At 46.4% G+C, this 11,295-nt stretch carries 8 protein-coding genes; 1 reads left to right on the top strand and 7 read right to left on the bottom strand.

From position 1 onward, the window contains the following. Nucleotides 1–283 precede the first annotated feature (283 nt). The 3 genes from gcvP to gcvT all read right to left on the bottom strand — a co-directional run bounded on the left by gcvP (nt 284) and on the right by gcvT (nt 4,820). Complete coding sequence (gene gcvP / locus R1T43_RS05735; RefSeq protein WP_317353816.1) at nt 284–3,181, bottom strand: aminomethyl-transferring glycine dehydrogenase; 2,898 nt, start codon at nt 3,179–3,181, stop codon at nt 284–286. Between the two features lie 143 nt (nt 3,182–3,324). Then, the gene (gcvH, locus tag R1T43_RS05730; RefSeq protein ID WP_057790052.1) at nt 3,325–3,714 is read right to left on the bottom strand and encodes a glycine cleavage system protein GcvH; all 390 of its coding nucleotides are present in this window, start codon (nt 3,712–3,714) and stop codon (nt 3,325–3,327) included. A gap of 26 nt (nt 3,715–3,740) precedes the next feature. Next, the gene (gcvT, locus tag R1T43_RS05725; RefSeq protein ID WP_317353814.1) at nt 3,741–4,820 is read right to left on the bottom strand and encodes a glycine cleavage system aminomethyltransferase GcvT; all 1,080 of its coding nucleotides are present in this window, start codon (nt 4,818–4,820) and stop codon (nt 3,741–3,743) included. Nucleotides 4,821–4,957: 137 nt separating this feature from the next. On the opposite strand from gcvT, the gene R1T43_RS05720 reads away from it, so the two are divergent. Continuing rightward, nucleotides 4,958–5,812 carry a LysR family transcriptional regulator gene (locus R1T43_RS05720; protein WP_317353811.1) on the top strand — a complete coding sequence of 285 codons (855 nt, stop codon included), beginning with the start codon at nt 4,958–4,960 and terminating at the stop codon, nt 5,810–5,812. Nucleotides 5,813–5,856: 44 nt separating this feature from the next. Here R1T43_RS05720 and R1T43_RS05715 read toward each other — a convergent pair whose 3' ends face one another. From R1T43_RS05715 to R1T43_RS05700, 4 genes are all read right to left on the bottom strand, one after another. After that, nucleotides 5,857–7,155 carry a Xaa-Pro peptidase family protein gene (locus R1T43_RS05715; protein ID WP_317353808.1) on the bottom strand — a complete coding sequence of 433 codons (1,299 nt, stop codon included), beginning with the start codon at nt 7,153–7,155 and terminating at the stop codon, nt 5,857–5,859. 38 nt (nt 7,156–7,193) lie between these two features. After that, nucleotides 7,194–8,069, bottom strand: coding sequence for a DMT family transporter (locus R1T43_RS05710; RefSeq protein ID WP_317353807.1), 876 nt, complete (start codon nt 8,067–8,069; stop codon nt 7,194–7,196). 86 nt (nt 8,070–8,155) lie between these two features. Continuing rightward, nucleotides 8,156–9,853 carry a M28 family metallopeptidase gene (locus R1T43_RS05705; protein ID WP_317353804.1) on the bottom strand — a complete coding sequence of 566 codons (1,698 nt, stop codon included), beginning with the start codon at nt 9,851–9,853 and terminating at the stop codon, nt 8,156–8,158. Nucleotides 9,854–9,981: 128 nt separating this feature from the next. After that, a complete protein-coding gene (locus R1T43_RS05700) occupies nt 9,982–11,211 on the bottom strand; it encodes an FAD-dependent monooxygenase (protein ID WP_317353801.1) in 1,230 nt (409 codons plus the stop codon). Between the last annotated feature and the right edge of the window lie 84 nt (nt 11,212–11,295).

Below are 11,295 nucleotides of genomic sequence, written 5' to 3'. Positions count from 1 at the left end.
ATATGCAAGCACGATACTATGATCCTGCTATAGGTCGTTACGTAGTGGCTCAGTAAATGTGGCCAGTCATTTATTTAAAACGTGGCTAGATCGTTTCACCCCGATCGTCCGCAGTTTGTCTGAAACTGACTATGGTAAGTTGATTGATGAGCGACCGTTTATCGCTCTTATTTGCCGTTCGTGTTATGTCCGCTATTGGCCGAAAACTGCCCCTCAAAACCTTGCGCTAATGTGTAAAAAGCCCACTAAGAAGTGGGCTTGAAGTATCTAGTAGGGCACTCCCCTACCCCTCAATATAACTCTCTATACTAGGGCAAGAACAAATCAAATTACGGTCCCCGAATACATCATCAATTCGGTTAACTGTTGGCCAGAATTTGTTTCTGTGTACTTCTGGTGCAGGGTACGCCGCTAGGTTGCGGTCGTAACTGCGGTTCCAGTCGTTGTCACAAATATCGGCTAGGGTATGTGGTGCATTGTGTAGTGGGTTGTCGGTAGCATCCCACTCGCCGCTTTCTACTTTCGCCACTTCTTGGCGAATGCTAATCATGGCGTTTACGAAGCGGTCTAGCTCGTACTTAGCTTCCGATTCAGTCGGCTCAATCATTAGCGTGCCGGCTACTGGGAAGCTCATAGTTGGCGCGTGGAAACCGTAGTCGTTCAAGCGTTTTGCTATGTCTACTTCGGTTACACCACTGGCCTCTTTTAATGGGCGCAGGTCAATAATACATTCATGCGCTACGCGACCGTTTTGGCCTTTGTACAATACGTTGTAATGTCCTTCTAAGGCATTAGCTACGTAATTGGCGTTAAGTATGGCTACTTCAGTTGCCTTACGTAGGCCAGCCGAGCCCATCATTTTAATGTACATGTAGCTTATTGGCAGAATAGACGCACTGCCCCATGGTGCTGCCGAAACCGCACCGCAGTCTTTACCGGCTGTTTCAATATTCACTACCGTGTGGTTTGGTAAGAAAGGCGCAAGGTGCGATTTAACACCAATTGGCCCCATACCTGGGCCGCCACCACCGTGTGGAATACAGAAAGTTTTGTGTAGATTTAAGTGTGATACGTCTGAACCAATATAACCCGGTGAGGTAATGCCCACCTGCGCGTTCATATTCGCGCCATCCATATACACTTGGCCGCCGTACTGGTGCACAATTTCACACATTTCACGAATGGTTTCTTCGTACACGCCGTGGGTAGATGGGTAAGTGATCATAGCGCACGATAAGTTATCGCCCACTTCTTCAGCTTTCTTGCGAAGGTCGGCAATGTCTACGTTACCGTTGTTGTCGCACTTCACTACCACTACGTTCAGGCTAACCATTTGCGCAGATGCTGGGTTAGTACCATGTGCTGAACTTGGAATTAAGCATACGTTTCTGTGCCCTTCGCCGCGGCTTTCATGGTAACGCTGAATGGCCAACAAGCCTGCGTATTCACCTTGTGCACCTGAGTTAGGTTGCATAGAAAGGTTATCGTACCCCGTTACGTTAATTAACCACTCGGCTAGCTCGGCAATCATTTCTTGATAGCCTTCTGCTTGGTTTAGTGGTGCAAACGGGTGAATTTGGCCGAACTCTGCCCAAGTTACGGGAATCATTTCCGCAGTAGCATTTAGCTTCATGGTACACGACCCCAATGAAATCATTGAGTGGTTCAAGGCTAAATCTTTATTCTCTAGGCTTTTAATATAACGCAGCATTTCAGTTTCTGAATGGTACTGGTTAAACACGTCGTGCGTAAGAATATCGCTAGTGCGTACTAGGTTTTCTGGAATAGCGTTAGTTGGCTGCGTAGTTACTTCGGCATCTAGCGCTTCTACGCTTAGGCCGTGGTCGCTGCCAAGAATAACGTTAAACAAAGTAGCAACGTCTTCACGGGTGGTGGTTTCATCAATAGAAACCCCTACTGCGCCTTCTAGGTCGGCACGTAGGTTTAACCCATGCTCGTAGCCTTTGTTTAGTACTGCTTCTTTGTTATCTACCAATACAGTTAGGGTATCGAAGTAAGTGCTGTGCTTAAGGGCTGCACCTTTTTTCGTTAGGCCTGTCGCTAAAATACTGGTTAAGCGGTGTATGCGCTGAGCAATAGTTTTTAAGCCTTTAGGGCCATGGTATACGGCATAAAAGCTGGCCATATTAGCTAGCAATACTTGTGCGGTACAAATGTTTGAGTTGGCTTTTTCGCGGCGTATATGTTGCTCGCGGGTTTGCAGCGCCATACGAAGTGCTGGGCGGCCACGAGTGTCTTTACTTACGCCAATAATACGGCCAGGTAATGAACGCTTGTAGCTGTCGCGTGTTGCGAAGAAGGCAGCATGTGGGCCTCCGTATCCCATAGGTACACCAAAGCGTTGTGCGCTACCTAGGGCAACGTCTGCGCCTAGTTCACCGGGCGATTTTAACATTACCAAGCTCATTAAGTCGGCGGCTACTGCCACTATGCCTTTTTTCGCTTGTACTGCTGCAATAATATCGGAAATGTCGGTTACTTCACCGGTGGTGCTTGGGTATTGTAACAACGCACCAAATACGTCGTGGTTTGCCGCTTCGCTTGCTGGGCCGGTAATAATACCAAAACCAAACATTTCAGCGCGTGTGGCTACTACGTCATGTGTTTGTGGGTGTACGTCATCAGCAATAAAGTAGCTGCTGGCTTTTTTGTTTTTAGATACGCGCTTGGCCAATGCCATGGCTTCAGCCGCTGCGGTACCTTCATCAAGTAATGAAGCAGACGCTAATTCTAAGCCGGTTAAATCAATGGTTAACTGTTGGAAGTTAAGAATGGCTTCTAAACGGCCTTGGGCAATTTCTGGCTGATAAGGCGTGTATGCTGTGTACCAACCTGGGTTTTCTAATACGTTGCGTAAAATAACATTGGGTACGTGGGTATCGTAATAGCCCATACCAATAAACGAGCGATTAACCGTGTTTTTGCCAGCCACTTCTTTCAATGCTGCTAATGCATCTACTTCAGTTGCCCCTTCGCCTACTTTAAGCGGCTCAGGTAGCGCAATGCCAGCCGGTACGGTTTGCGCAATTAAATCGTCTAACGATGTTGCGTCAATAGCCGACAGCATTTGTTGAATTTCTTCTTCGCCTGGGCCTACGTGGCGGCGAATGAATGCGTCTTTTTGCTCTAGTTGAGCTAATGTAGGGGAAGTATTCGACATAACGTTGTTAAGCACTCGCAATGTATTGCCCCGAAAGGCAGGATAAAACACAAATAAAAACGTAAAGATAAAAAGGGGCTAATTAGAAGCCCCTTTTTATTAATTACTGATTACTACGCTCCGGTTCAGAAGCAACTAACGAATTACTCTTCGTCAATGCTGTTTTCATAACCTTCAGCGTCTAATAAGCCTTCAACTTCTTCGGCATCATCTGCTTTAATTTTGAATAACCAGCCATCGCCGTAAGGGTCTGAGTTTACAAGCTCTGGTGAATCTTCTAGCTCTTCATTAACGCCAACTACTTCGCCGCTAATAGGCGCGTAAACGTCTGAAGCCGCTTTAACCGATTCAGCAACAGCGATATCGTCGCCAGTACTTACAGTGTCGCCAACATCTGGTAGTTCTACAAATACCATATCGCCAAGCAAGCCTTGAGCGTGCTCAGAAATACCTACTGTGAAAACACCATCGCCGTCTGGACGAACCCATTCGTGGGTAGATGCGTAACGTAAATCTGTTGGAATGTTGCTCATAATCGTTCCTGTTATTCTCTGTTAACTTATAAAACACTTTTTCCGTTGCGAACAAAGGAGGGCTTAACCACTTTTACTGTAACCCACTTTTTGCGCATTTCCACCTCAACCGTTTCGCCTACATCTGAAGGTACGCGTGCTAACGCGACAGAATGACCTAACGTAGGTGAAAATGTGCCCGAGGTAATAACGCCTTCGCCGCTTTCGGTTTTAATTTTTTGACCGTGGCGCAACACGCCTTTATCTGTCATTACTAGGCCAACTAACTTGTCGGTACCGGCTGCACGCTGTGCTTCTAGTGCGCTGCGGCCAACAAAGTTACGCTCTGCTGGTTCCCACGTAATAGTCCAGCCCATGTTTGCGGCTAGTGGTGATACAGTTTCATCCATATCTTGGCCGTACAAGTTCATGCCTGCTTCTAAACGAAGGGTGTCACGTGCACCTAAACCACACGGTTTCACGCCTGCGTCTAACAAGTCTTGCCAGAAGCTGGCTGCTTGCGCGGTAGGCACCATAATTTCGTAGCCTGCTTCACCGGTGTAACCCGTAGTAGCAATGAACAAATCTTCAGCTTGTACGCCAAAGAATGGCTTCATGCCTGCAACTGCTTCTTTTTGTGCAGCGCTGAAAAGCGTAGCGGCTTTTTCTTTGGCGTTGGGGCCTTGCACAGCAATCATGGCGAACTCTGGGCGTTCGGTAATAGATACGTCGAAACCTTCGGCGTTGCTATTTAGCCAGTTCATGTCTTTTTCGCGTGTGGCTGAATTCACTACTAGACGATAATTAGTTTCATCGAAGTAATACACGATTAAATCGTCTACCACGCCGCCTTCTTCATTAAGCATGCCGCTGTATAGCGCTTTGCCTTTTACTTGAAGTTTAGCAACGTCGTTTGCAAGAAGGTGTTGAAGGTATGCTTTAGCTTGTGTGCCTTTTACATCAACGATGGTCATGTGCGACACATCGAACATGCCCGCATCTTGGCGAACAGCGTGATGCTCTTCTATTTGAGAACCATAGTTAATTGGCATATCCCAGCCAAAGAAATCAACCATTTTGGCACCAGATTCTAGGTGCTTTGCATGTAGGGCGGTGGTGTTAGACATTCCACTTTCTCTTAGGTAAGGGTAGAAAACGCTATCGAGTATAGTGAGTGAAATAACACACAACAAATTGAAAATTCTTATCAATACATTTATAAAGGTAATGTATACGATTTACTACATCAGGAATTCAAATCTTAATGAAGCAGCTGTCGCTAGATAATTTGCGCACCTTTGTCAGTGTAATAGAGCTTGGCGGCTATGCTAAAGCGGGTGACTTTTTGGGTCGCTCTCAGCCAGCCATCAGCCTACAAATTAAAAAGCTAGAAACCCAACTAGAGCGAAAACTGTTTACCAAAGTAGGGCAACGACACTTACCTAGCGCCGATGGTAATTGGCTTTATCCTAAAGCAAAGGAACTACTAGAGCTTAACGACAACATCTTTAAAAGCCTGATCCCAGCGCCATTAAGCGGCCGTTTACGCTTGGGTATTCCCAACGAATTTGCATCAACGCTACTACCTGGGCTTATTGGTGAATTTTCTAACCGCTACCCAGATGTATCCCTTGAAGTTACCTCATCTCTTAGCCGCGACTTACTGCACCCTAGCCAGCGCGATCACTTCGATTTAATTTTAGCGCTGGTAAACCCTAATGAAGATACTGAAGGGGAAGTGGTTTTAGAGGATGAAATAGTATGGGTAGGTGATACCACCCGCCCGTTTGTAGGTGACAATATTTCGCTGGTACTTGCCCCTGATGGTTGTATGTACCGAAGCCGCGTTATAGAACAATTAAAGCAGCAAACCTTTGCTTGGAAAATTACCTACACCAACGCAGACTTAAGTGGCCTAGTGGCCGCTATTCAACAAGGCTTAGGCATTACCGCCCTTGCCCGTTCCAGTTTGCCGCAAAACGTATCGCCCCTTAATCACCCTAAACTGCCAAAGCTAGGCAGAGTGAATATTTGTTTATTTAACCAAGACACCCAACACCCCGTTATTAGTAAAACGTTGGCAGAGTTTATTACATCAAGATTAAAAAACAGCGCGTAAGCGCCTAAACTTCGATAAAAATGTAGGCGCTACGCATTTAAGGGCTATGCGCTTAATGGCACTAAACGCCCTAACGGCTTTTCAATGCTTTCTGGCGGCTCGGTGAAATAAGCCGGCCCTTTGTCTGTCATGTATAGGCAATCTTCTAGGCGAACGCCGAATTTGCCGGGTATGTACAAGCCGGGTTCGTTCGAAAAGCACATGCCTTTGTTAAGTGGCGTGGTTTCGCCGCGCACAAAGTTCACACTTTCATGTCCTTCCATTCCAATACCGTGGCCGGTACGGTGGCTTAAACCAGGTAGAGCATAGTCTTTATCGTAGCCTTGGGTAACATAATAAGCGCGCACCGCATCGTCTACTTTGCCCGCAGCCGTACCTACTTTAGCCGCCGCAAATGCAACGTTTTGGCCTTCTCGCACGGTATTCCATACATCTACTACCTTTTGCGAGGCTTTGCCAAACACTAAGGTGCGGCTAATGTCAGATTGATACCCATGAACGCTACAACCACTGTCGAGCAATATTACTGAGCCTTCACTAATGGTTTGTTTTGCATTAGTGCCATGCGGGTACGCACTGGCATCGTTGAATAATGCTAAACACCAAGGGCTGCTGCCGCCGAGCTGCTGTTGTGCACTTTTCATCAAGCTTTTCACGTGCGTTTGGCTCATGCCGATTTCTAGCTGACTAAATACATACTCGTAAGCACGAAGCGTTACTTCATTCGCCTTATGCATCAAGGTTAGCTCGGCGGTGGTTTTATACATTCTACAGCCGCGAGTAACCGGCTCTGCCGCCACAATATTCATATTAGGCAGTGCGTTAGTTACCCCTGTAACCACAAAGTAGCGAACGCTGCTTTCAAAGCCAATATTGCCTTTGGTAATACCGCGAGATTTCAAAATGCTGGCAACCACATCAAAGGGGCTTTCGTGTTCCTGCCATACGCGAACATCGTCGCCTACTTTCAAGCTTTCCAAAACACTGGGTTGCTCAAAATAAGGCGTTACCACACCAACCTCACCTTTTTGCGGTATAACTAACGCGGTGAGTCGCTCGCTTCGCCACCACTGAATACCCGAGAAGTAATCCATGGCTGCACCCGGCTCTATTATCATTGCTGCCATATCATTTTCGGCCATTAACGACTGCGCCTTTTTAATTCGCGCTTCGCGCTCGGCGTTGGTAATAGGAGAAACGCTTGAGGTAATTGGCTGTAACGATAACGAATTGCCTTTAGTGCTACCTGTTGCATTGGCAGCGGCAAGGCTGGTCAGTGGCGTTAACGCCAAAGGAGCTAATGCTGCCGCGCCTGAAAGTCGAAGAAAATCGCGTTTTTTCATTATTATTCCTTTAGTAATAAACGTGGTAAAGGCTTTGTCTACGCCCACATAACAAGCACTGCGGCAATCGCAATTAAGAATAAGCCAGCTATTTCCTGAACAGTCACTTTATGTTTAAGCCAATAGTGCGCTAACAATAGGGTTAACAATACTTCTAATTGACCTAATGTTTTCACCAAAGCGACATGCTGAAGTGCCATAGCAGTAAACCAGCATATAGATCCTAGGCAGCTTATCGTACTGATCACCAACGTATGGGTGAATCGGTCAAATAGCTGCTTAAAAACATTTGGATTAGTAAAGAGTATATACGTACTTAACCCAATGGCTTGTGTACATAGCACCCATAAAAGCACCCATGCGGCTCCATGCACAAATGGCATGGCAAGCATATGACTGGCCTCTCTTACGAATAACGAGGTAAGTGCAAAGCACGTTCCGCACGCTATCCCTATCATTAGGGTTTTTAAGCTTAAGCCTTTAGCCCTATTCCCGCTACTTAATACAAAGACGGCCACGGCTCCGATACCAATGCCTATCCAACCAAGCAAGGTTAAATAGCTACCAAAGAAAAGCATACCCAGCACAGCGGCTACCAGCGCTTCACTTTTAGCTAGTCCTGCACCTATGGCAAAGTTCTTTTGTTTGAACAGCATAACCATAAATGCCGTGGCAGCTATTTGCAGCACCGAAGCGAGTAAAACCATAATCATAAAAGCGTGGCTAAAGCTAGGTATCTGCTGTGGCGATGTTGTATGCAGCGCCACCACGTAAATAAGGGCAATAGGTGGCGCGAATAGAAACCGAGAAAGCGTTACACCCACGGTATCTACGTGGGTGCTAAGTTTGCTTTGCAGGGCATTACGAACGGTTTGTAAGACTACCGCGCCTAGGGTGTAAAAGACCCAGTTCATCGATATAGATTCGCTTTTTTGTTGCTAACTTCGTGTTACAGGCATTACCAGATGTACGTGTATATACACACATACTGAATCTACGCTTACTGAACCGCATCTGATGCGTTGGCCGCGGCGGTATCCAATTCACGTTTTTTCTTGAAATCAGAGTCTCGTTTCCAAACCGGCCATTGTTGGCTGTTCGCTAAATCTGACATCATAGTGCCAATTAAGGCTAAGTCTTGCTGCACTCCGCCCAAAGACCAACTTGGTAGGTAATCATCATCGGCTTTGTGGTAGCGTTTAGCAATGAAGTTAGGGTCTGTATCGCCTAAGCTCATAAACAATAACGAAGGCACACCTTGGCGGGCAAGCGCGAAATGATCAGACCGAAAGAACAGACCATTTTGTGGGCGTGGATCCAGTTTAACCGAACGTCCTTGTGCAGCCGCTCCTGTACGCAAATCATCTTCTAGTGAAGAATAGCCTTCGCCGTACTGTAAAATGTAATCAACCGCATTGTTCACGTTCATGCCGTCTATATTTAAAAACGCCACCATTTTAGCAGTTGGAATAGGCGGATTTTTGGCAAAGTGTTCAGCCCCCAACAAGCCGGTTTCCTCAGCAGTAAACGCACTGAACATTAAGGTGCGTTCAAACGGTGTTTGCTTGCTTTTTGCTACCAAACTATTGGCCAGGGTTAGCACACCTGCCACACCTGAGGCATTGTCTACCGCGCCATTATAAATCACCGTTTTGCCGTTTTTCTCACTTTTACCCAGATGATCCCAATGGGCGTGTAACATTACCCACTCATCAGGTGCAGACGCGCCAGGCAAAATGGCTGCTACGTTTTGTGATTGAGCATGCGTGATGGTATTTGAAAAGGTCAACGAAGCCTTTACATTCATAGGAATAGCTTTGAACCCAGGCGCTGATGCTTGCTCTTTAAGCGTGGCGTAATCTAGCCCAGCTTGTTCAAATACAGTACGTGCTGTATTGAGGTGTAACCATCCCATTACGCCAACTTGAGACAAGTTTTTATTGTTATCCACTAAAGTAAACTTGGTATTTGAATTCGAATTTTCAACTACGCCCCAGCCATAACCTGCTGGCATGGTTTCGTGAACAATAAATACCGCTTCAGCGCCTTGGCGAGCCGCTTCTTCGTATTTGTATGTCCAGCGTCCATAATAAGTCATGGCATTACCTTGAAATAAATCAGGGTCTTTTGAGGCAAAACCGGGGTCGTTTACTAGCATGACCACCGTTTTTCCTTTTACGTCTAATCCCGCGTAGTCATTCCAATTATATTCAGGGGCATTAATGCCATACCCCACAAAAATAACATCGCTATTTTTTAATGTAATATCTTTAACTATTCGTTGGGTTCTAGCGGTAAATGCACTGCCACCGGCAAAGGTGTGCTGGCCCAACGTTAGCGCCATATCACTCGAGGGCGTAATTTTTGCCAATGGCACAGGCTGGGTGTAGCTATCGCCAAAAGCGGGTTTTAACCCAAGGGCTTTGTAGGCTTCAACCAGATAGTTAACGGTAAGGGTTTCGCCAGCTGACAAGGGCCCGCGGCCTTCAAACTTGTCGCTTGCTAAGGTACTTACATGAGTGCGGTATAGGTCTAAATCGGCATCAGTAATGCTAGCGGTGATACCGATAGTTTGTGCGGGATCGCCGCTCTTAGAAGCTGCTATTTCTGCGTTAGCTAAAACGGAAAAAGAAAGTGAAGTGCAGATCGCCATCAAAGATGAAAAGGCGACTTTCTGAATAAATTGTTGAATTATCATTAATTTAGGCGCTTTTATAAAACGGATAGCTTAAGAGTATCGTTATAAAGCGCCTAGCTCAATGATTGAGGTGCATTTGGCTGCTCTTATTTGCAGCCAATTTGAAATCGATAAAGGTGAACTTGTATTTACAAACCCATTGCGTGGCTAACAAATGCCTGTTTAACCGCGCCAAGTTTGTCGGTAGCGGCTAGGCCGACACCGCGAATCAACTTTTTAAGGGGGTCGTTGCCAGCGAATAGGAATTTAAACCCATCCATAGCGGCAATCATTTTCATTGCTTCGGTTTTACGCGCTCGTTCGTAAGGGCGCAAGTAGCGAAGCTGGCCTATGTCTTTTTGTGCTTCTAGCAGGGTGCCTAATAATGCGGCCAATGCTAATGCGTCTTGCATGCCTAAATTAGCGCCCTGCCCTGCAAGTGGGTGAATAGTATGGGCAGCATCGCCCACCAGCACAACGCCGTCTTTGGCCCATTCACGGGCATAGCGCATAGTAAGTGGAAATGCAGTTCTAGAGGTTTCTAACGTTACAGGACCTAATGCATTATTGCTTGCTGCTACTAGCGCATTACAAAATTTGCTATCGGAATACTCTTGCAACGTTTTGGCCGCATCGGGGGTTTGCGACCACACAATAGAGCACACGTTAGAGTCGCGCATAGGTAATAAGGCTAACGGCCCTGTTGGCGTAAACGCTTGGCGCGCCACGTTTTCATGAGGTTGCTGAGTACGAATATTAGCAACAATGGCGGTGTGTTCGTAATCGCGGAATGTAATAGGAAAGTTAGCGTGTTTGCGCACGAAGGAATTAGCGCCATCGGCGCCCACTAATAATCTGCACGATAGCGCATCGCCATTTTCTAGCATTAGCATATTTTGCTGCGGGCTACTTAATACGCGCTCTATAGTGGTATCAATTACCACAACGTTTTCTTGCTTTAATACCGAATGAGCTAAGCCATTTATTAACGCCTGATTCTCAATGATAACGCCCAAGGTATCGCTTTCAAGCTCCCCTCCCCCAGTATCGTTACCCACGAAGTGAGTGCCGTTATCCACAAAGTGAGTATCGTTACCAGCAAAGTGAATATCACCGAAGCTGTCTTTATCCCATACGTGCATCGCGTTATACGGGTTGGCTCTGCTTTCATCAATATGCTGCCAAACATCGGCTTTTTTTAACGCGTTAATATTGGCCTGATTAATGGCGCTTACACGTGCGCCTGGTTTGTCGCCAAGAGGCTGGTCTATAGAGCCTTTATTTATAATAGCGATGCGGCACGGGGCGTCTTTAAGCGCTACGGCCAGGGTTAACCCTACTATTCCACCGCCTACAATGGCGATATCGGCATGTTGCATATCGGCTCTCTTATTTTCTATTTATGCTGCTTACAACTATTAATCCAAACTCTACTATGGTGTTATCTATTTATGGTGCTATCT

Origin of the sequence: Alteromonas sp. CI.11.F.A3 (assembly GCF_032925565.1) — a bacterium.
Classification (GTDB): Bacteria; Pseudomonadota; Gammaproteobacteria; order Enterobacterales; family Alteromonadaceae; genus Alteromonas.
This window is presented reverse-complemented; position numbering and strand designations above follow the sequence as displayed.

Excerpts from the sequence above, each read along its gene's own strand:
- gcvP (WP_317353816.1), bottom strand. The coding sequence starts at position 3,181 with ATGTCGAATACTTCCCCTACATTAGCTCAACTAGAGCAAAAAGACGCA.
- gcvH (WP_057790052.1), bottom strand. The coding sequence starts at position 3,714 with ATGAGCAACATTCCAACAGATTTACGTTACGCATCTACCCACGAATGG.
- gcvT (WP_317353814.1), bottom strand. The coding sequence starts at position 4,820 with ATGTCTAACACCACCGCCCTACATGCAAAGCACCTAGAATCTGGTGCC.
- R1T43_RS05720 (WP_317353811.1), top strand. The coding sequence starts at position 4,958 with ATGAAGCAGCTGTCGCTAGATAATTTGCGCACCTTTGTCAGTGTAATA.
- R1T43_RS05715 (WP_317353808.1), bottom strand. The coding sequence starts at position 7,155 with ATGAAAAAACGCGATTTTCTTCGACTTTCAGGCGCGGCAGCATTAGCT.
- R1T43_RS05710 (WP_317353807.1), bottom strand. The coding sequence starts at position 8,069 with ATGAACTGGGTCTTTTACACCCTAGGCGCGGTAGTCTTACAAACCGTT.
- R1T43_RS05705 (WP_317353804.1), bottom strand. The coding sequence starts at position 9,853 with ATGATAATTCAACAATTTATTCAGAAAGTCGCCTTTTCATCTTTGATG.
- R1T43_RS05700 (WP_317353801.1), bottom strand. The coding sequence starts at position 11,211 with ATGCAACATGCCGATATCGCCATTGTAGGCGGTGGAATAGTAGGGTTA.